The organism is Ruegeria sp. BH6 (genome assembly GCF_056538105.1).
On record NZ_JBQFSR010000007.1, the window covers coordinates 98,159 to 119,190 of the forward strand.

20 protein-coding genes are annotated in these 21,032 nt (G+C 57.7%); 11 read left to right on the top strand and 9 right to left on the bottom strand.

The window, feature by feature from the left end; genetic code table 11:
- Positions 1 to 52: 52 nt before the first annotated feature.
- Both gyrB and ACR0B8_RS14975 read right to left on the bottom strand, forming a co-directional pair.
- Complete coding sequence (gene gyrB, locus ACR0B8_RS14970) at positions 53 to 2,470, bottom strand: DNA topoisomerase (ATP-hydrolyzing) subunit B (protein WP_170351934.1); 2,418 nt, start codon at positions 2,468 to 2,470, stop codon at positions 53 to 55.
- Positions 2,471 to 2,572: 102 nt separating this feature from the next.
- Positions 2,573 to 3,145, bottom strand: coding sequence for a TetR/AcrR family transcriptional regulator (locus ACR0B8_RS14975; protein WP_226689712.1), 573 nt, complete (start codon positions 3,143 to 3,145; stop codon positions 2,573 to 2,575).
- Positions 3,146 to 3,245: 100 nt separating this feature from the next.
- On the opposite strand from ACR0B8_RS14975, the gene ACR0B8_RS14980 reads away from it, so the two are divergent.
- Positions 3,246 to 3,812, top strand: coding sequence for a carboxymuconolactone decarboxylase family protein (locus ACR0B8_RS14980; protein ID WP_170351932.1), 567 nt, complete (start codon positions 3,246 to 3,248; stop codon positions 3,810 to 3,812).
- Here the strand turns inward: ACR0B8_RS14980 and recF are convergent.
- The 6 genes from recF to mutM all read right to left on the bottom strand — a co-directional run bounded on the left by recF (position 3,809) and on the right by mutM (position 10,429).
- Positions 3,809 to 4,906, bottom strand: a complete 1,098-nt coding sequence (recF, locus tag ACR0B8_RS14985) for a DNA replication/repair protein RecF (protein WP_170361915.1) — start codon at positions 4,904 to 4,906, stop codon at positions 3,809 to 3,811. The two genes, ACR0B8_RS14980 and recF, sit on opposite strands and share 4 nt — an antisense overlap.
- A 39-nt stretch (positions 4,907 to 4,945) precedes the next feature.
- Complete coding sequence (dnaN, locus tag ACR0B8_RS14990; protein WP_170361914.1) at positions 4,946 to 6,067, bottom strand: DNA polymerase III subunit beta; 1,122 nt, start codon at positions 6,065 to 6,067, stop codon at positions 4,946 to 4,948.
- A 227-nt stretch (positions 6,068 to 6,294) separates the two neighbouring features.
- The gene (dnaA, locus tag ACR0B8_RS14995; RefSeq protein WP_170361913.1) at positions 6,295 to 7,692 is read right to left on the bottom strand and encodes a chromosomal replication initiator protein DnaA; all 1,398 of its coding nucleotides are present in this window, start codon (positions 7,690 to 7,692) and stop codon (positions 6,295 to 6,297) included.
- Positions 7,693 to 8,245: 553 nt separating this feature from the next.
- Positions 8,246 to 8,509, bottom strand: coding sequence for a 30S ribosomal protein S20 (rpsT, locus tag ACR0B8_RS15000; protein WP_170351928.1), 264 nt, complete (start codon positions 8,507 to 8,509; stop codon positions 8,246 to 8,248).
- 225 nt (positions 8,510 to 8,734) lie between these two features.
- Positions 8,735 to 9,511 (bottom strand): enoyl-CoA hydratase, encoded by a 777-nt coding sequence (locus ACR0B8_RS15005; protein ID WP_170361912.1) that lies wholly within the window; start codon positions 9,509 to 9,511, stop codon positions 8,735 to 8,737.
- Between the two features lie 66 nt (positions 9,512 to 9,577).
- Complete coding sequence (gene mutM, locus ACR0B8_RS15010) at positions 9,578 to 10,429, bottom strand: bifunctional DNA-formamidopyrimidine glycosylase/DNA-(apurinic or apyrimidinic site) lyase (RefSeq protein ID WP_170361911.1); 852 nt, start codon at positions 10,427 to 10,429, stop codon at positions 9,578 to 9,580.
- An 86-nt stretch (positions 10,430 to 10,515) separates the two neighbouring features.
- Between mutM and ubiE the strand changes: the two genes are divergently transcribed.
- Positions 10,516 to 11,268, top strand: a complete 753-nt coding sequence (gene ubiE, locus ACR0B8_RS15015; RefSeq protein WP_480658899.1) for a bifunctional demethylmenaquinone methyltransferase/2-methoxy-6-polyprenyl-1,4-benzoquinol methylase UbiE — start codon at positions 10,516 to 10,518, stop codon at positions 11,266 to 11,268.
- 3 nt (positions 11,269 to 11,271) lie between these two features.
- Positions 11,272 to 12,801 (top strand): 2-polyprenylphenol 6-hydroxylase, encoded by a 1,530-nt coding sequence (gene ubiB / locus ACR0B8_RS15020; RefSeq protein WP_480658897.1) that lies wholly within the window; start codon positions 11,272 to 11,274, stop codon positions 12,799 to 12,801.
- A gap of 98 nt (positions 12,802 to 12,899) precedes the next feature.
- Here ubiB and ACR0B8_RS15025 read toward each other — a convergent pair whose 3' ends face one another.
- A complete protein-coding gene (locus tag ACR0B8_RS15025) occupies positions 12,900 to 14,075 on the bottom strand; it encodes an acetyl-CoA C-acyltransferase family protein (protein WP_480658895.1) in 1,176 nt (391 codons plus the stop codon).
- 117 nt (positions 14,076 to 14,192) lie between these two features.
- On the opposite strand from ACR0B8_RS15025, the gene ACR0B8_RS15030 reads away from it, so the two are divergent.
- From ACR0B8_RS15030 to ACR0B8_RS15065, 8 genes are all read left to right on the top strand, one after another.
- Complete coding sequence (locus ACR0B8_RS15030; protein WP_170351922.1) at positions 14,193 to 14,759, top strand: helix-turn-helix domain-containing protein; 567 nt, start codon at positions 14,193 to 14,195, stop codon at positions 14,757 to 14,759.
- Positions 14,760 to 14,838: 79 nt separating this feature from the next.
- On the top strand, positions 14,839 to 15,471 hold the full coding sequence (locus ACR0B8_RS15035) for a sulfotransferase family protein (RefSeq protein WP_480658893.1): 633 nt from the start codon (positions 14,839 to 14,841) through the stop codon (positions 15,469 to 15,471).
- Between the two features lie 140 nt (positions 15,472 to 15,611).
- On the top strand, positions 15,612 to 16,796 hold the full coding sequence (locus tag ACR0B8_RS15040) for a glycine C-acetyltransferase (protein WP_170351920.1): 1,185 nt from the start codon (positions 15,612 to 15,614) through the stop codon (positions 16,794 to 16,796).
- A 14-nt stretch (positions 16,797 to 16,810) separates the two neighbouring features.
- Complete coding sequence (gene tdh / locus ACR0B8_RS15045) at positions 16,811 to 17,839, top strand: L-threonine 3-dehydrogenase (protein WP_170351947.1); 1,029 nt, start codon at positions 16,811 to 16,813, stop codon at positions 17,837 to 17,839.
- 63 nt (positions 17,840 to 17,902) lie between these two features.
- Positions 17,903 to 18,784, top strand: coding sequence for a tryptophan 2,3-dioxygenase (locus ACR0B8_RS15050; RefSeq protein ID WP_170361905.1), 882 nt, complete (start codon positions 17,903 to 17,905; stop codon positions 18,782 to 18,784).
- 3 nt (positions 18,785 to 18,787) lie between these two features.
- The gene (locus tag ACR0B8_RS15055; protein ID WP_170361904.1) at positions 18,788 to 19,615 is read left to right on the top strand and encodes an alpha/beta hydrolase; all 828 of its coding nucleotides are present in this window, start codon (positions 18,788 to 18,790) and stop codon (positions 19,613 to 19,615) included.
- Between the two features lie 178 nt (positions 19,616 to 19,793).
- A complete protein-coding gene (locus ACR0B8_RS15060) occupies positions 19,794 to 20,279 on the top strand; it encodes a GNAT family N-acetyltransferase (protein ID WP_170361903.1) in 486 nt (161 codons plus the stop codon).
- 19 nt (positions 20,280 to 20,298) lie between these two features.
- Positions 20,299 to 20,880, top strand: coding sequence for a GNAT family N-acetyltransferase (locus ACR0B8_RS15065; protein WP_170350199.1), 582 nt, complete (start codon positions 20,299 to 20,301; stop codon positions 20,878 to 20,880).
- Positions 20,881 to 21,032 lie beyond the last annotated feature (152 nt).

Below are 21,032 nucleotides of genomic sequence, written 5' to 3' on the forward strand. Positions count from 1 at the left end.
ACTACGCAAACTTATAGGGTGTGCGAAGTGCTATGCGCAAACCTACAGAGACTTAGAAATCCAGATTCTCGACGCTCAGCGCGTTTTGTTGGATGAATTCACGACGCGGCTCCACCACGTCGCCCATCAGCTTGGTGAACAGGTCATCTGCCTCGACCATATCGTCCACCCGCACCTGCAGCAGAGTCCGTGCGTCCGGGTCCAGCGTGGTTTCCCATAGCTGGTCGGGGTTCATCTCTCCCAACCCTTTGTAGCGTTGCAGCGATAGACCCTTTTCACCCTCTTCCAGAATGGCGCGCAACAAGTCCAGCGGGCCGTGGATCATCTGGCTACGGTCGCGACGAATGAGGGTGGCGGGGGTGTTGTAGATCTCTTGCAGGCTTTGGGTAAAGCTGCCGGTTTTGCGGGCCTCGCCCGAGCGCAGCATGGGGCCGTCCAGCGTGCGGACCTCTTCAACACCGCGCAAGATACGGGCCAGACGGATGCCGTGATCCTGCGTGATCCGACCTTGCCAGCCGCGTTCGTATTCCAGCGCAATCAGGTCCAAACGGGCGGCAACTTTGTCGGCCACACCCTGCAGGTCAGCATCCACAGCACCCGGCACAAAGGCACCGGCAACGGCGGCCTGTTCCAGAATGTGGCGCGGATAATGGGTCGGGAATGCGTCCAATACGCGTTTCAATTGACGCGCCTCGTCCACGACGCGAGTCAGGTCCTGACCGATGATCTCTTCACCCGAGCCCAGTTTCAGCACGGCCCCTTCAACGCCCTGATTGATCAAGTAGTCATCCAATGCAGCTTGATCCTTCAGGTAAACCTCTGATTTACCGCGTGAAACTTTGTAAAGCGGCGGCTGCGCAATATAGAGGTATCCGCCTTCGATCAGTTCCGGCATCTGCCGATAGAAGAAGGTCAGCAGCAGCGTCCGGATATGCGCGCCGTCAACATCCGCATCGGTCATGATGACGATCTTGTGGTAGCGCAGCTTTTCGATGTTGAACTCATCGCGGCCAATACCGGTGCCCAGCGCCATGACAAGGTTGCCAATCTCCTGCGAAGACAGCATCCGGTCAAACCGCGCCCGTTCCACGTTCAGGATTTTCCCGCGCAACGGCAACACCGCTTGGGTCAGACGATCCCGACCCGTTTGAGCTGATCCGCCAGCCGAGTCCCCCTCGACCAGGAAAACTTCGGTCTTTGATGGGTCCTTCTCGGAGCAGTCCTTCAGCTTGCCGGCTAGGTAATTCACGTCCATCGCCGTTTTGCGGCGGGTCAGTTCGCGTGCCTTGCGCGCGGCCTCACGCGCCAGAGCAGCCTCGATGATTTTGCCGACAATGGTCTTGGCCTCGTTCGGGTTCTCTTCGAACCACTCTGCCAGCTTTTCGTTCATCAGACCTTCAACCGCTGGGCGCACCTCGGACGACACCAGCTTGTCTTTGGTCTGGGACGAGAACTTCGGATCGGGCACTTTGACGGACAACACACAGGTCAGACCTTCGCGCGCGTCATCGCCGGTAAAGCTGACCTTTTCCTTTTTCGCGATCCCGCTGGATTGCGCATAGTTGTTGATCGTGCGGGTCAACGCACCCCGGAAACCGGCAACATGGGTGCCGCCATCGCGCTGCGGGATGTTGTTGGTGAAGGGCAGGACCGTCTCGTGATAGCTGTCATTCCACCACATAGCGATTTCCACGCCGATATCGTCGCGTTCGCCTTTGATATAAATGGGCTCTGGCATCGCCGCCGATTTCGAGCGGTCCAGATACTTGACGAACTCCTTAACGCCACCCTCATAGAACAGCTCGGTTTCCAACCGTTCCGCCGGGCGCTCGTCGATCAGGATGATGCGCACGCCCGAGTTCAGGAAGGCCAGCTCGCGCAGGCGTTTTTCCAGCGTTTCAAACGAGTATTCCAGATTCGAGAACGTGTCGGTCGAGGCCAGGAACCGCACCTCAGTTCCGGTGCGGTCGCCACACTCCTCGACTACTTTCAGGTGCTCGACCGTTTCGCCGCCTTCGAACCGGGCGACATGCTCTTTGCCATTTCGCCAGACACGCAGTTCCAGCCAATTGGACAGGGCATTCACAACCGAAACGCCCACACCGTGCAGACCGCCCGACACCTTGTACGAGTTGCTGTCGAACTTACCGCCCGCGTGCAGCTGCGTCATGATGACCTCAGCCGCCGAGACACCTTCTTCGGGGTGAATATCCACCGGAATACCACGCCCGTTGTCGCTGACCGAAACGCTGGAATCGGCGTGAATTTTCACTGTCACATGGTCAGCATGACCGGCCAACGCCTCGTCAATACCATTGTCGACAACCTCATAGACCATGTGGTGCAAACCCGAGCCATCGTCCGTGTCGCCGATATACATGCCCGGACGTTTGCGAACCGCCTCTAAGCCTTTGAGAACTTTAATGGAATCAGCACCGTATTCCTGGGGTGCCTGTGCGTCGTCGGACATTCAGTCAGTACCTATATTATTTTGGTAACTTATACGTTTTCTGGTGGGGAATGTCACGCGCTCCCCCAAGATTTTGTGGTTTGGATGACCTTGATTTGCGGATCAAAGCCGATCAAGGTCGGCCGCGATATCTGCGGCAATTTCCGCTGCGTTCACATCATCCCGCTCGGCCGACAATCGCAGGCCCAGAAGGTCGGATTGATACCGCGCGGCAAGACGCTCCGGGTCATGTTCCGAACCGATCTCACCGGCCTTTTGCGCGCGTTGAAACAGGTCTGCAAAACAGGTCTTCATTGCGATCATGTGGGTGCGGGCCTGGCCTGCCAATTCATGGCCGCGCGCCTGCAATTCGGCATAGGTTTTGGACAACATGCAAGCCTTGGTAGGCAACACAGACGCCTCGACCACCAGTCGCGGCTGGGCCTTGAGCGCCTCTAAGGGGCCCAGATGCTGCGCCAAGGCCATCATATTGGCGACGCCATCCTGCGCATAGCGTTCCATTGCCAGCGCATAAAGCGCATCTTTCGAACCAAACGCCGCATAAAAGCTGCCTGGCTTCAACTTCAACTCACGCTCTAGGTCCTTCAACGATGTTCCGGCCCAACCGTGACGCCAGAATATATCTCGGGCCTGTGCGATCAGGGTATCTCGGTCATAGGCAGGTTTGCGGGGCATCATCTTCACCAATTCTTGAACGGTTGCTCAAATATATACTTGAGCGAACGCTCAAGAAAGGCTATTTCGGACTCAGCCGCCAGAAAAAAGGAATTCCCAAATGGCCAACTTCCCTTCACACGACCTCGAATCCGCCCCTGAAGGTTCCAAACCATTGCTGGAAAAATCTCAGGCCGCGTTTGGCCGCCTGCCCGGTTTGCACAAAGTGATGGCCGAAAGCCCCCAGCATTTGGAAGGCTATCAGGTGCTACACCATCTGTTCGTGCAGACAGATTTCGACAATGACGAAAAAACCGTCGTCTGGCAGACCATCAACGTGGAAAACGAATGCCATTACTGCGTGCCAGCGCATACCGGCATTGCCAAGATGATGAAGGTCTCGGACGAGATCACCGAGGCCCTGCGCAACGAAACCCCGCTGCCCAATGCCAAGCTTGAGGCGTTACGCACGTTCACCCTGCAAATGATGGAAACCCGGGGCAACCCGTCCGAGGAACAGCTGCAGGCCTTCTTTGATGCAGGCTACTCGCACCGCGCTGTATTGGACGTGGTGCTGGGTCTGGCGCAGAAAACCATGTCGAACTACGTCAACCACATGGCACAAACGCCGGTTGACGAGGTCATGCGTGGCTTCCTGTGGGAACGCAAAGTCAGCGAACCCGCCTAAGCGGAAACGACCGAGCCCTCAAGGCCATCACTCACGATCAACGTCTGGGCCCGGTCGCCCAGTTCCGCAAACAGCTCAGGCCCGGTGCCCGTCATCCAGGCCTGGGCGCCCAGCGCGCAAATCTCATCATACAGCGCCGCCCGCCGCCCCGCATCCAGATGGGCGGCCACCTCATCCAGCAACACGATCGGAGGCGCGCCAACCATCCCGGCCAGCGCCCGCGCGTTTGACAGGATCAGCGACACCAACAGCGCCTTTTGCTCTCCGGTCGAGCAATCTTTGGCTGGCACACCTTTGGCGGCAAACACACCATACAGGTCCGACCGATGCGGCCCGACCAATGTGCGCCCTGCCGCCAAATCGCGGAAACGGCTTTCATTCAAGGCCTCGCGCAAATCCTCAGCTGCCTCGGGCATCGCGCCTTCGGTTTGCACCAATTCCAGATCAGCGGACGGAAACGCCGTTTCCGCCTGTTCCTGCGCCCTTCGCAGATGTTCCAACGCGGCCAGCCGCGCGGAGTGAATTCTATGGCCGGTCTCGGCCATCTGCCCTTCGAGCGCTGCATACCAATGGGCATCGCGCACCTGCTCTTTCAGCAGGCGGTTGCGCTCGCGCATGGATTTTTCATAGGTCAGCGAGGCCTCGGCATGGGCGGGGTCGAAACTCAGCGCAATCCGATCCAGAAAGCGGCGCCGCCCCTCAGCCCCTTCGATCCACAGCCGGTCCATCGAGGGGATCAGCCAAACCACCCGCGCCAGTTTACCCAGATCTATCTGATTGGACGCTTTGCCATCGATCCGAACCTGCCGCGCCGCGCCACTTTCGGACCAGGTCTCGATCTCGTAATTCCGGCCCTGTGCTTGCAACAGGCCGGAAAGTTTCCAGCCCAGCGCTTCGGGTCGCCGGGTCATCTCAGCCGCGCTGGCCCGGCGCATTCCGCGACCGGGGGAAAATAGCGACACTGCCTCAAGAATGTTGGTTTTGCCCGCCCCGTTCGGCCCATGTATCGCCACCGGCCGCCCGTCAAAGGACAACCGCGCCAGCTTGTGGGACCGGAAATGCGAGACCGTAAGTTCGGTCAGGGCCAAACTCATGACCCATCCCTTTCGTTAAAAAACACCCCGCGGGGTCGATCAGACGCGCATCGGCATGACAACATAGACTGCGCTTAGATCATTGCCTTCCCGCATCAGGGTCGGATCACCGGCCGAGTTGAACAGGAACACGGCGTTTTCACGATCCACCTGGCTGGCGATCTCAAGCAGGTATTTGGCGTTGAAGCCGATCTCGAGCCGTTCGTCGCCATAGGCCACGGCCAGTTCTTCTTCAGCCGCACCACTATCGGGGGCGTTGACCGACAGAACCAGCTTGTCCGCATCCAGTTGCAGTTTCACAGCGCGTGAGCGTTCCGACGAAACGGTAGCAACCCGATCCACGGCCTGCGCGAATTCAGCAGCGTCCACTTCCAGCTGACGCGTATTGCCCTGCGGAATCACGCGGGTGTAGTCGGGGAAGGTGCCGTCGATCACTTTTGAGGTCAGTGTGATATCGGGCGTTGCGAAACGCACCTTGGTTTCGCTGACCGAGACGGCGATATCCATCTCATCATCGTCCAGCAGCTTGCGCAGCTCACCCACGGTTTTGCGCGGCACGATCACGCCCGGCATGTCTGCGGCACCATCCGGCAAATCTGCATCAATGCGAGCCAGACGGTGGCCATCGGTGGCCACACAGCGCAGCACCTTGCCGCCTTCGGACCCGTCAGCCACATGCATGTAGACACCATTCAGGTAGTACCGGGTCTCTTCGGTCGAGATGGCGAATTTCGATTTGTCGAACAGCCGTCGCAACAGTGCTGCCGAAGCCGTAAAGTTCGACTGATATTCCGAGGACGCCATCACCGGGAAATCCTCTTTCGGCAGCGTTGCCAGCGAGAAATTCGACCGGCCTGCTTCAACCGTCAGGCGGCCCGCCGCACTGTCAGAGGTCAGCGTCACCAGTGCCCCATCCGGCAGTTTGCGCACGATCTCGTGCAGGGTCGTCGCTGCAACGGTTGTGGCCCCTGCCTTTTCGACCTGCGCCGGGGCTTTATCCACCACCTCGATATCCAGATCGGTGGCACGGAACATGGCTTGATCGCCTTCGGCCTCGATCAGCACGTTGGCAAGGATGGGAATGGTGTTCCGGCGCTCTACAACAGATTGGGCCTGCGAAACGGCCTTAAGAAGGGTGCCGCGTTCGATGCTGATCTTCATACCCTCAATTCCTCTGACTTGCGTGCCGAAAACAGGCGGGACTGGCACGTTAGCGGTTCCACCCTGAGGCACAAGGATTTTTTATGGTTTTCTGGGTCGGAACGGCCAAAGGGTCAAGGGGCGCGTGGCCGGGCGGGCACAGTTCCTATTCAACCGTGGATTTAAGCGCACAAGAAAACGCCCCGGGCGTGAGGGTCCGGGGCGTTTCTTGAATGATAGGATGACCCTTAGGCTTCCAGCGAACGGCGCAGCATTTCCACATCTTCGGCGATCTGGCCGTCGGTGACTTTCAATTCTTCAATGCGTTTGACACCGTGCATGACGGTGGTGTGATCGCGACCACCAAAGCGACGCCCGATCTCGGGCAGGGATCGGCTGGTCAACTGCTTGCACAGATACATCGCCACCTGTCGCGGACGGGCATAAGACCGCAGGCGCTTGGGGCCGATGATGTCGGACAGACGGATGTTGTAATAGTCCGACACTTTGCGCTGAATCTCTTCGACAGTAATTTTGCGCTCGGACGCGCGCAGCACGTCAGCCAGACAGTCCTGCGTCAGCTCCATGTCGATCTCGCGTCCCACCAGCGAGGCGAAGGCGAACAGACGGGTCAGGGCACCCTCCAGCACGCGCACGTTGGTCGAGATACGGTGGGCCAGAAACTCCAGCACGCCATCGGCGATGGTCAGATCGGGATAGGTGCTGCTGTATTGCTGCACCTTGTTCTGCAAGATGCCCAGGCGCAGTTCGTAATCGGTGGGGTGCAGGTCGACGACCAGACCGCATTGCAGGCGCGACTTCACGCGATCTTCTAGATCCTTGATCTCGCCCGGCGCGCGGTCAGCCGAAATGATGATCTGCTTGTTCTGATCAACCAGCGCGTTGAACGTGTGAAAGAACTCTTCTTGAGTTGAATCCTTGCCTGCGATGAACTGCACGTCATCCACCATCAGCACATCGACGGAACGGAACAGATGTTTGAAGTCCATCATCCGACGTTCGCGCAGCGCCTGTACAAAGCGATACATGAACTGTTCCGCCGACAGGTACAGCACGTTCAGTTCGGGGCGTTTGGTTTTCAGCTCCCACGCGATGGCGTGCATCAGGTGGGTTTTACCCAAACCAACGCCGCCATACAGAACCAACGGGTTGAACGTGACGGGGCCGCCCTCAGAAACACGGCGCGCGGCGGCATGGGCCAGCTCGTTGGGTTTGCCCACCACAAAACTGTCAAAGGTGAAACGGGCGTCCAGCGGTGCAGCCTGAAGGGATTCGAGCGCATCATTCGCGGGTTCGGCCCGCTGTGACAGGGACTGCGGCTGAGTCGTGTCCTGAACAACAGACGGCGCAGGTTCTACATCACCCGACGGACGCACCGGCGAATTGGCTGCGACGCGAAACGCCAGGCGCTGGACCGATTCCCCTGCGGTGTTCATCTCGTACAGAATCAAGTCCGCAAAGTTTTGACTAACATAATTGCCCATGAAGTTGGTCGGAACCGAGAACGTGGCCACGCCATCCTGCAGCTCTTGGAATTCAAGAGGCTCGATCCAGGTGGTATAGTTGTTCTTGCCGATCGCCTTGAGCAGTTTGTTACGCAGTTGTCCCCATTTCTCTTGTGTCATCAAGCGCCTCACGCATCCCATTCTTTATTGGCCTGTCGGCCTTATTGATCTGGCCCGGTTGCCCGGTTCTTAAGCATTCACCGCAATAGGATACCCATCGCCAAACCACATGGGATTGGCGGGACTGTCCCGAAAGTTTGCACAGCCCAGCAATCAGGCACCCATAATCCGGGCGCCCCGTAACCGGGTTGCGCTTCGCAATCAAATTTTTAGACAGGGCTCAGATCTTCGGTTACCCCAAGACCTTTAGCAGATCAGCAAATCAGCCGTGACCGATTGCCAACATTCGTTTCGTGACCGTCCTGATGCCCGTCAGTCAGATCGCCGAAACAGCCTGTCCCCCCAAGCGAGTGAATCGCTGTAACAGTGGTAGCAAGAGGCCAAGGCGTACGGCAACGAAACTCTGATATTGACTCGGGTCTTTTGCAGAAAGAATCTCTCGGTTTTGTGAAGGCGCGACTTTCCGGCAACAGCAACAAAAAGGCGCCACGCATTGTGACGCCTTTGAGAACAATTCAACCTTGTTTTGTTGACGCAAGGTCAACCTGAGCGATTAGCCCAGTGCTTTCACGCGTGCCGACAGGCGCGACATTTTCCGCGAAGCGGTGTTCTTGTGAAAGACGCCTTTGGTGACGCCACGCATCAGTTCGGGCTGAGCGGCACGCAGAGCTGCGGTTGCTGCGTCCTTGTCACCAGAAGCAATCGCTTCTTCGACCTTGCGCAGATAAGTACGGATACGCGAGCGACGTGCTTTGTTGATAGCAAAACGCTTTTCGTTCTGACGAGCGCGCTTTTTAGCCTGAGGCGAGTTTGCCATGTGTTTCTGACCTTCATTCGGTACGGTTATCAATGGTTGCGCGTCACGGACTATCCGCACCGGATCAGAATCACGAGTGTGAGTCGGGCCAAGCGGGCCGCACGCGCATGTATAGCGGCGCTAGTTACCCAAGTTTGCAGGATTTGCCAAGCCGATTCTTTTGCGCCGCATAGCAGTCATGAAAAAAGGCGGGCCAAGCCCGCCTGTTTCGGTCGCTTACGCGCTTCACTTGTCGCGGAACTGAGCCGCGCGTTTTTCCAGGAAGGCCGCCATGCCTTCTTTCTGGTCTTCTGTCGCAAACATCGAGTGGAACACGCGACGTTCAAACAGCATCCCTTCGCTGAGAGGCAACTCATAGCTGCGGTTCACAGCTTCTTTCGCCGCCATTGCACTCAGCTGCGATTTCTCAGCGATCTTCTGGGCGGCGCCCATCGCCTCTTCCATCAGTTTCTTGGCCGGTACGACCCGGCTGACAAGACCCGAACGCTCGGCCTCTTCGGCATCCATGAAGCGGCCGGTCAGGTTCATGTCCATCGATTTGGACTTCCCAACGAAACGCGTCAGGCGCTGCGAACCACCCAGTCCTGCAATGACGCCCAGATTGATTTCGGGCTGGCCGAACTTGGCGGTATCCGCAGCAATGATGAAATCGCAAAGCATGGCCAACTCGCACCCACCGCCCAGCGCATAGCCAGCAACGGCTGCAATGATCGGCTTGCGGATCGCGCAAACACGGTCATTCAGAGCACCAAACAGATTTGAGCTGTAGACATCAACAAAGCTCATCTCGGACATTTCCTTGATGTCCGCGCCGGCCGCGAACGCCTTGTCCGAACCGGTAATGACGATGCAGCGCACCTTGTCGTTGGTATCCGCGTCTTCCAATGCGATGCACAGTTCCTGCGCCAGCTGCGAATTCAGCGCATTCAGCGCATCGGGTCTGTCGAGCTTGATAAGGGCGACGTGGTCTTCGATTTCGACGATGATCGTCTCAAAAGCCATGAGGTGTAAGCTTCCGGTTGTTCCGTTCAAGTACGATTCCTTATCACGCGATTTATCTGGATCAAGTTATCTTTGGCATTGCGCACAATAGAAGGATGAGCGACCGGACTGAGTGATTCTCTTTATTTCCCCACTGCATCCCTGGGTTCTGCAGGGTTCGCCTTCGCGTCCGTAAACGTCAAAGCTGTGTTGAAAATATCCAAGTTCTCCATCGGCTTGGCGGAAATCGCGCAGGGATGAACCACCCGCGTCGATCGCGTCCTGCAGTACCCGCCGAATGATCGGAACCAGCGCGCCGACACGGGCGGCAGAAATTTGTCCTGCTTTGCGACGTGGCGACACACCCGCGCGATAAAGGGCCTCGCAAACATAGATATTGCCCAATCCGGCAACGATTCCCTGATCCAACAGTGCAGATTTGACAGGAGTATTCTTGCCCTTGAGCGCTTCGATCAGGTGCTGTTCGTGAAAATCATTGCCCAGCGGCTCTGGCCCCAGAACGGATAAAAGCTTGTGATCCTCGGCTGTAGCCGTGGGCAACAGGTCCATCGCGCCGAAGCGCCGCGGATCGTTGAATGTCACACGCGCGCCATTGGCCATGTGAAACACCACGTGGTCGTGTTTTTCGGGCATGGGATGCTCATGCACGAACTGCCCTAGCGGATCACCCGATACTGTCATCCGCCCAGACATACCCAGATGGATCAACAAAGTTTCACCGCTGCTGAGATCTGCCAGAATATACTTCGACCGCCGCCGCAGCTGATCCACCCGTTGCCCGGTCAGCCGCTCGGCCATGCGGTCCGGGAACGGCCAGCGCAAATCGGGGCGATTCACATCTGCCCGTTCGATCACGACCCCCTCCATTGCGGGGCTCAGGCCGCGTCTTACTGTCTCGACCTCGGGCAATTCGGGCATTAGATGGCTCCTAATTCAAAGGGCCGCATTGTGCCCCGGTTCCAGAGCCCTATAACAGAGACGAAATTCGACAAACGGCAAGGCTTATGTCCGACAACAGCGACAAGACCACTCATTTTGGGTTTGAAACCGTGCGCGAGGCCGACAAGGCCGGTCGTGTGCAGGGCGTGTTCAACTCGGTCGCCTCAAAATATGACGTGATGAACGATGTCATGTCGATGGGCATCCACCGGGTCTGGAAAGACGCGATGATGGACTGGCTGGCCCCGCGCCCTGGTCAACGTCTGCTGGATGTGGCCGGTGGAACGGGCGATATCTCTTTCCGCTTTCTCAAACGCGCGGGATACGGCCACGCCACCGTTCTGGACCTGACCGAGCCGATGTTGGTCGAAGGCCGCCAGCGCGCCGAGGCAGATCAGATGTCCGACAGCCTGAACTGGGTGGTAGGCGATGCGATGGCCCTGCCGTTCGAGGACAACACGTTTGACGTCTACACCATTTCCTTCGGCATCCGGAACGTGACCCGCCCGCAAGAGGCGTTGAATGAAGCCTTCCGAGTTCTGAAGCCCGGTGGCCGCCTGATGGTGCTGGAATTCAGCCAGTTGCCCAATGAAGGGCTGCAAAAGCTCTATGACTTGTACAGCTTCAACGTCATTCCCCGCATGGGCAAGCTGATCGCCAATGATTACGACAGCTATCAATATCTGGTCGAATCGATCCGCAATTTCCCCGATCAGGAAACCTTTCTGGACATGGTTCGTGCCGCTGGATTCGAAAACGCCAAATACCGCAACCTCAGCATGGGCATCGCCGCGCTGCATTCCGGCTGGAAGATCTGATTTATGCGCGGCCCCCACAACATCATTCGCCTGATCCGTACAGGCGCCACCTTTGAACGCACAGGCGCCATGAACGTAGTGCTGGACGCCTTTGAGGCCCCCCGCGCGTTGCGATTTCTGGCGCATGCGTTAGGCAAACCGTTTCAATGGCTGGGTTACAAGGGCGATCCCAATATGCCGCCCGCCACCCGAGCGCTGACGGCGCTTGGCCCGGCTTATATCAAATTCGGTCAGATTCTCTCGACCCGCCCCGACGTGGTGGGCGAAGAACTGGCCGCCCAATTGCGTGTGTTGCAGGACAAGCTGCCACCCTTTTCCCGCGCCGAAGCCATGGCCGAGGTGGAAAAGGAACTCGGCCAGTCTGTCGATGAGGTTTTTGAGGAATTCAGCGAACCGATCGCCGCAGCGTCGATTGCGCAGGTTCACAAGGCCCGGCTGGTCAGCACTGGCGAATATGTCGCCGTCAAAGTGCTGCGCCCGGGGATCGAGCGTGCCTTTCACAAGGATGTCGATGCGTTCTATTTCGCCGCCCGTATTGTCGACCTGTTCGCCCCCGGCGCGCGCCGCCTGCGACCAATGGACGTGATCGAACATTTCGACGGCGTTGTACGGGGTGAGTTGGACTTGCGATTGGAAAGCGCCGCTGCCTCGGAATATGCCGCCAATACCAAGGACGATGCCGGTTTCTGGCTGCCCCCCGTTGTGTGGTCACTGTCCGCGCGCCGGGTGATGACGCTCAGCTGGGCGGATGGTATACCGCTGGGCGACAATGCTGCACTGGATGCGGTGGGCCACAACCGCCGCGATCTGGCAGAGCGGGTCCTGCACCTGTTCCTGCTGCACGCCCTGCGTGATGGCTATTTCCACGCCGATATGCATCAGGGCAACCTGAAGGTCGCCGCAAATGGCGATATCATCGCCTATGACTACGGCATCATGGGTCACATCGACGAATACACCCGCCGGGTCTATGCCGAGATTCTGTTCGGGTTCATCCGCCGCGACTATAAACGAGTGGCCGAGGTGCATTTCGAGGCCGGTTACGTCCCCGCCAATCAGGATGTCGACGAATTTGCCCGCGCGCTGCGAGCGGTGGGCGAGCCGATCTTTGGCATGGACGCCTCGCATATCTCAATGGGCCGCCTGTTGAACTACCTGTTCGAGGTCACCGAACGCTTTGGCATGGAAACCCGGACCGAACTGATCCTGTTGCAGCGTACGATGGTTGTGGTCGAAGGCGTCGCACGCTCGCTCGACCCACATATGAACATTTGGGAAACCGCCCGCCCCGTGGTCGAGGATTACATAAAGCAATCCATCGGTCCCCGCGCCGCGCTGCGGGACTTCGGCAAAACCGCCATGGTTCTGGCCCGCTTTGGCCCACGATTGCCGGGTCTGGTTGAAAATGCCCTGATCGCCCAGACGCAAAAAGACGACCCGCAAAAGTCATCCCTATGGTCCGCGGCCCTACCTGCCGCAATCGGTGCCGCTGCCGGTGCTGCGCTTGTCCTGATTGTCAACGCGCTCAGCTGAGCCAGACCGCCTGCTTCTTCTGGCCAATAATACCTTCGGGGGGGGGTCGCGCCTGCGCGCGATGGGGGGGGCAGACAGCCCCCCTGCACGGTGCGAAATCAAAGCCGCTCGATAGCCAGTGCAATACCTTGCCCACCACCGATGCACATAGTCACCAGACCTTTGGCCCCACCTACGCGCTCCAGCTCATACAGCGCTTTCATGGTGATGATTGCGCCGGTCGCCCCAACCGGGTGACCCAAGGCAATCGCGCCACCATTCGGGTTAACCTTCGACGCGTCCAATCCCAGTTCCTGATTCACAGCCAGAGCCTGCGCCGCGAAGGCCTCGTTGCTTTCGATCACATCGAAATTATCCACCGACAGGCCGGTTTTTTCCATCAGGTTCCGCACCGCCGGAACCGGTCCAATGCCCATAACCTCGGGGCGAACACCCGCATGGGCATACCCCAGCACGCGCGCCTTGGGCTTCAACCCGGCTTTCTCGGCCGCGTCCGCTGTTGCCAATACCATCGCCGCCGCCCCGTCATTGATGCCCGAGGCATTGCCCGCCGTCACGCGCCCGTCCTTCTGGAATACCGGTCGCAATCCGGCCAGGGTCTCGGCAGTGGTGGCCTTGGGATGTTCATCGACCTTGAAATCAACCATGTCCCGCTTGACCTTGACCTGCACGGGCGCGATCTGGCTGTCGAAATACCCCGCCTCAATCGCCGCTGCCGCGCGGGTCTGACTGGTCACGGCGAATTGATCCATCTGCTCGCGGGTAATTTGGTGTTCGTCTGCCACGTTTTCGGCCGTCACACCCATATGTCCGGTGCCAAACGGGCAATTCAGCGCGCCCAGCATCATATCCAACGAGGTGACATCGCCCATCTTCGCACCCCAGCGCGCCTGCGGCACGATATAAGGGCTGCGCGACATACTCTCGGCCCCGCCGGCCACGGCAAACTCGGCATCCCCCAGCATCAGGGACTGCATCGCCGAGACAATCGCTTGCGCGCCCGACCCGCACAGCCGGTTCACGTTCATCGCAGGTGTACCATTTGGGATCCCCGCCTGCATCGCGGCAACGCGCGACAGGTACATGTCCCGCGGCTCGGTATTGATCACGTGGCCGAACACCACATGCCCGATCTGACCACCTTCAACACCCGAGCGTTCCAGCGCGGCTTCGGTGACAACCGTAGCCAGATCGATCGGAGCGGTCGAAGCCAGCGCGCCGCCAAAGGTTCCAATAGCGGTGCGGGCACCGTCCAAAATTACGATATCAGTCATGGATCACTCCTCGTGCATTTGCGCGCAGTATGCATACACCACGTCGCCCTGTCCTATGGGACGTCCCGTCACGGATGGAATTGACAACCACATATACAAGGCGCATGAAATTCCGTCATGACGGAGAATACAGACGATATCCTGACACGCCTTCCCGCTCGCCTGAAAGAGGCACGTCGCGCCAAGGGCCTGTCGCTTGAAGCCGTGGCTAATCTCAGCGGTGTGTCGCGTTCAATGGTTAGTCAGATCGAACGGGGGGAAAGCAGCCCTACCATCTCAACCCTGTGGAACCTGACCCGGGCCTTGCAGGTGGATTTCGCCGGTCTGCTGGAGGAGACCGGCACCGCAAACCAAATCGAAGTGCTGCGAAACTCTGAAGTGCCAAGCATCGACAATATGGGGCAAAACTGCCGGATTCGCATCCTGTCCCCCCCCGAAGAAGCGGGCGGGCATGAAGTCTATGACATTCAGTTCGACAAAGACGGCGCATTGAAAAGCCAGCCCCACACGCGCGGCGCGCAAGAGCAATTGACGGTTTTGGACGGGTCGGTTCGCGTCACATCGGGATCGGCCACAATGGAGTTGAACCAAGGCGATACAGCGCGGTATGCGGCAGACGTCTTGCACTCGATCGCATCGCCCAACGGTCCCGCGCGCGTGTTCCTGATTGTGAAAAACGCCTGACCCCGACCGGGGCGAAGTTTGGGGGATACCTGTGTGTTGTGCTATTTTATGGCATTTACACGAATTGGAGTTACCCAAAATGACTTTGGAAGTGATTGGCGCTGGATTCGGCCGCACTGGGACGAATTCGCTGAAGCTTGCTTTGGAACAGCTGAATTTCGGACCCTGTCACCACATGTTCGAAGTGCGGGACAATCCCGAACAATTGCCTGCTTGGAACCGTGCCGCACATGGCGAGCAAGCTGATTGGGATGCCATGTTTCACGGCTATCGCGCGCAAGTCGACTGGCCAGGCGCCGCATACTGGCGCCAACTTTCTGATCATTATCCAGATGCCAAAATCATTTTGAGCGTGCGCGACCCTGATGCCTGGTTTGACAGCATATGGGCCACGATTGGACCATTCATGACCACAATGCGCGGACGGCACGACTCGGATCATGCAAACGCGATTGCCGAGATGTGCAGCAAGTTTATCGTTCATGGCATCTTCGACGGCCGGATGGATGATCGGGATCACGCCGTCAGCGTGTTTCGGAAGCATATCAAAAAAGTCCGCGACACTGTCCCGAAGGACCGATTGCTGGTCTATGAAACCGGAAGCGGATGGAAACCACTGTGCACATTCCTTGGCGTCGACATTCCCGAAGAACCCTATCCGCACACAAATTCAACCAAACAGTTTCAGGACAACGTGGCAAAACCGGAATAGACGCCTCCGAGTCGAAAGCAATTTTCAGGGTTTTCCGCATGTTCCGTTATCGTGGATTTTTTTCTGTAATATTGAATTCCCCTATTTGGGAACCATATCCGTTATGTTAGATACGCGACTCATATAAACCGGAGACCGCCATGGCCGATGCATTCCTGTCCCACATCACGGACACCCTTGCGCAGATTGAATCTGAGGGTCTGTATAAACGCGAACGAATGATCACCTCGCCTCAGGGCGGTGAGATTACTGTGGGCGACAAGCAGGTGATCAACCTGTGCGCCAACAATTATCTGGGTCTGGCCGATCACCCTGCGCTGATCGACGCCGCCAAGGGCGCGATGCGGCCCAAAGGGTTCGGCATGGCCTCGGTCCGGTTTATCTGCGGCACCCAGGACATTCACCGCGAGTTGGAACAGAAGCTGGCGCAATTCCTGAACAAGGACGATGCGATCCTGTTTGCGGCTTGTTTCGATGCCAATGGCGGGCTCTTTGAGCCCTTGTTAGGGCCAGAAGACGCCATCATTTCGGACAGTCTGAACCATGCCTCGATCATTGACGGGGTGCGGCTGTGCAAGGCGAAACGCTATCGCTACCTGAACAACGACATGAACGACCTTGAGGCCTGGCTGAAACAGGCGCGCGAGGACGGAGCGCGGCACATCATGATCGCGACCGATGGCGTGTTCTCGATGGACGGTTACCTGGCCAACCTGCCGAAAATTCGCGAGCTGGCCGATAAATATGATGCCATCGTCATGGTCGATGACTGCCACGCGACCGGCTTTATGGGGCCGAACGGCGCAGGCACACCGGATCATTTTGGTGTCGATGTCGACATTCTAACGGGAACTTTGGGTAAGGCACTTGGGGGGGCAATCGGCGGTTATATCGCCGGGCCGCAACCAGTGATCGATCTGCTGCGGCAGCGGGCGCGGCCCTATTTGTTCTCAAACTCGCTGCCACCCTCGATTGTCGCCGCCGGATTGGAAGCCATCCGACTGGTAGAAGAAGGCGAAATGCTGCGCGCTCAGTTATTCGGCAACGCGAAATACTGGCGTGCTGGGCTGGAAAAGCTGGGTTTTGACCTGCTGCCCGGCGAACATCCGATCATTCCGGTGATGCTGGGTGAGGCCACATTGGCGCAGGACATGGCGTCGCGTCTGTTTGATGAGGGCGTCTATGTCTCGGGCTTCTTCTTCCCCGTTGTCCCGCGCGGACAAGCGCGGATCAGAACGCAGATGAATGCAGCCTTGACGAAAGACGAACTGGACCGTGCATTGGCCGCCTTTGGCAAGGTTGGCAAAGAACTGGGAGTGATCTGATGCGACCCAACACAATGAAAGCTTTGGAGAAATCCAAGCCCGAGGAAGGTCTGTGGATGGTCCAGGCCCCGGTGCCCGAAATCAGCCCCGAAGAGGTGCTGATCCGTGTCAACAAGACTGGCATCTGCGGCACCGACATCCATATCTGGAACTGGGATGACTGGGCCGCCGCCACAGTGCCGATTCCGATGATCACCGGCCACGAGTTTGCGGGCGAGATCGTCGAGATCGGGCGCAATGTGACAGGTCTTGAGATCGGTCAGCGCTGCTCGGGCGAGGGGCACCTGATCACCACCGACAGCCGTCAAAGCCGGGCGGGAAAGTTCCACCTTGATCCGGGCACGCGCGGGATTGGCGTGAATGAACAGGGGGCCTTTGCCCAATATCTGAAACTGCCCGCCTTCAACGTGGTGCCCCTGCCCGAGGACGTGCCGGATGAGATCGGCGCCATCCTCGATCCATTGGGCAATGCGGTTCACACCGCGCTCAGCTTTGATCTGCTGGGTGAGGATGTTCTGATCACCGGCGCAGGCCCCATCGGCATCATGGCTGCCGCTGTCGCCCGCCATGCTGGCGCGCGCCATGTGGTGATCACCGATATCAACCCCGATCGCCTGAAGCTCGCGGAACATGTGGTTCCGACCGTGCGCACCGTGGATGTGTCCAAAGAAGACCTGCAAGACGTCATCGCAGAACTAGGCATGAAAGAAGGGTTCGATGTAGGGCTGGAAATGTCGGGCTCACAAATCGCGCTGGATCAGATGGTCGAGGCGCTGGTGATGGGCGGCAAGATCGCTCTGCTGGGTATTCCGCCCGGCAAATCCCCGGTCGACTGGTCCCGCATCGTGTTTAAAGCCATCACCATCAAAGGCGTCTACGGGCGCGAGATGTTCGAGACCTGGTACAAGATGATCGCCATGCTACAGAACGGTCTGGATGTCAGCCGTGTCATCACGCACGAGATGAAAGTTGACGATTTTGCCGAAGGATTTGCCGCGATGAAATCAGGCCGGTCAGGCAAAGTGGTGCTGGACTGGACCTGACGCTCTGGTACTGCGCGGGTTCAGCCCCTAAACAGGGGTGAACCCAGTCGTTTGGAGGAGCATATGGGCGATAAGGATGATCGGTATCTGGAACGCGGAATCGAGGACACTCTGGTCACCGATTTCGCACAGACCCATCGCAAGAGTTACGGCGATTTCCTGCAGCTCAAAACCCTGCTGAACCTGCAAAAAACCTTTCAGGACCCTGCGCAACCAGATGAGATGCTGTTCATCATCATTCATCAGGTCAGCGAACTGTGGCTGAAACTAATGCATCACCAACTGGTCGAGGTGCGCCGATTTCTGCAACAGGATGAATTCGGCCCTGCGATGAAAAATCTCGACCGGGTCAAGGCCATCCAGCGGCAATTGATATCCGCCTGGGAGACGTTGCTGACCATGACCCCTGCGGACTACATGACCTTTCGCGAGGCATTGGGCAGTTCGTCCGGTTTTCAAAGCTATGGCTATCGCCAGATCGAATTCATTTTGGGCAACAAGGACGCCTCGACCCTAAAAGTCCACGAGCATGACCCGCAGGTCATGGAACTGCTGAACGCTGCGCTGACCAAGCCGTCCTTGTATGACGAGGTGCTGTTCATGTTGGCTCGGCAGGGATTTGACGTACCGCAGGACCTGCTGGATCGCGACTATTCGCAGCCATACTCCGGTGATCCGCGCGTGGTTAAAATATGGGTGCAGGTGTATCGCGACACGGACAAGTACTGGGATCTTTATGCGCTAGCCGAGAAACTGATGGACGTGGAGTCTCTGTTTCAACGCTGGCGCTTCGATCACGTCACCGCGGTAGAACGAGTGATAGGCAACCAGCCGGGCACCGGCGGGTCCAGCGGTGTATCCTTCTTGCGGAAAGCCTTGGATTTGCGGTTCTTCCATGATCTTTACGATATGCGCACCGAACTAATGTATTCCGAGCAGGAGTAAGCGATGCTGTACCGCGGGTTTTCGCAGGAAGAGCTAGAGCAGGAATATTCGCCCCGGTCGATGATCGGCGGCGACCTGACGCCTTATCTGGACAGCTACGCCGCGCTCAGCGCCCAGCACCGGGCACAGATGGAAGTCATCGGGAATGTCTCTTACGGCGACGGTAGGGCTCAGGTTCTGGATTTCTTTCCCGCGAAGGGGGCAGGCGCGCCACTGCACGTCTTTATTCACGGCGGTTACTGGCAGGCGCTGAGTCAGAACGAGTCGGCAATGATGGCCCCGGCACTGGTTGAGGCCGAACAGTCCTTTGCGACCCTGAACTACACATTGGCCCCCGAGGCGCGGATTGGCGACATGATCAACGAATGCCGCGACGCCCTGCTGTGGCTGGCCGCAAATGCGCCTGATCTGGGTTTCGATCCGTCACGGATCATCCTGTCGGGCCACAGCGCCGGGGCGCAATTGGCGGCTATGGTCATGGCAACCTCGGCCGATGCGCTGGCCCGCGCCGGGCTCCGCGTGCGCGAGGTGATCCTGATCAGCGGTGTCTATGATCTGGAGCCGATCAGCCTGACGTCCGTAAACGATCCGCTGCAACTGACCCCGGTCGAGATACATGATCTGTCCCCTATCCTGCACCTACCCGCCCCTGGCCCGCGTTACCATGTGACTGTGGCGGAACGGGATACCCCCGAATTCGTCCGCCAGAGCCGAGATTATGCCGAATTGCTGCGCAAAGCCGGGCATGCGGTCAATTTCGATCTGAAAAAGGGGATGCAGCATTTCGATATAATTATGCATCCGGGAACGTTTTTGGCGACGTCCCGATAGCCAAGAAAATTGGGTATCAGTCAGGTCTGGCCTTTAGCACACAAACCTACGCATCCCTAACGAACCGAACGTTTTTGACGGAGCAGGGATTATCCGCTGTGAGCCCAAAGTACCGAATGCTGCGGGCCCAACCAATGGCGGCTATGCAACTTGCCCCGACGCGCTTAGTGTCACGTGCATGAGCACGTTCAGAAACGCCAAACCTTCCGACGCAACTCGATGCTTTGAGATCGAAACTGCTGCCTATGAAGGCGACGACGCAGCAACCCTCAAAAAGATATCCAAGAGGATTGAGGAATATCCCGATGGTTTCCTCATTCTTGAAGTACAAGGCGAGATCGTTGGCTTTATCAATTGCGGATGTGCCCATGACGTCGAAATGTCTGATGAGGAATTTAAGGAGCTTGTGCGGCATGATCCCGACGCTCCGAATGCCGTCATTATGTCTGTCGTCGTTGATCCAGCCCATCAGGGAAGGGGCCTATCGCGGGCATTGATGACTGAATTCGTCGACCGCATGAGAAAAGTGGGTAAATCGGCGATCTTCCTTATGTGCAAAGAGCATCACGTCCCACTGTATGAGCGATTTGGATACAGCTATTTGCAGCCATCGACTTCCGACCATGGAGGAATGACTTGGCATGAGATGTCTATGATGCTTTGAATTCTTTGGAGTACGAGACGTGATACCACTTGAAAAGCCTTTGAGATTGGCCGTTGAAACCGATGCCCATGCACTTGCGGACTTAGTGAATTTTGCAGGTGAAGGCCTGCCGCTCCATATCTGGACCGGGCTGTCACAAGATGGCGAGGATCCTTGGGCCGTCGGTCGCGCGCGACAGGCCGAAAAGGCACGAGAAAGGCAAGTAGTTGTAATTGACTATGGAAACGGGGCAGTTGCTGGGCTCACGGGCTATGGGATCGGATCAGAACCAGAAGAAATTGGAGATGACTTCCCAGCGTTGTTCCGCCCCTTGCAGGAGCTGGAAAACAAAGCGTTAGACAGCTGGTATGTGAATGTTCTGGCTTGTTACCCAGAGAACCGGGGGCAAGGACTTGGTTCAAGACTACTCGATGTCGCCGACGAGATAGCCCGAGACGCTGGATACAACAAAATGAGCGTTATTGTCGCCGATGAAAACGTGGGAGCGAGACGTCTATACGAGCGAAAGGGATACTCTGAGCTGGATAAAGCCCCATGCGCCAAAGATGGGTGGGAGACTGAGACCGAAAACTGGGTTCTCCTCATCAAGTCGCTGTCGTGACACCGCGCGAAATCGGTCTTTCCTTGTGTAGGCTACTCTCGCTTTTGGGCTAACGTTGCGCAAGGGCGCCACACTCATTTTTTGCTGTACCGCCCGAGAGCCGTCGTTGGTCTGAGAGCTACGTAGGTCGGGAATGTCCCGCAAAGCGGACG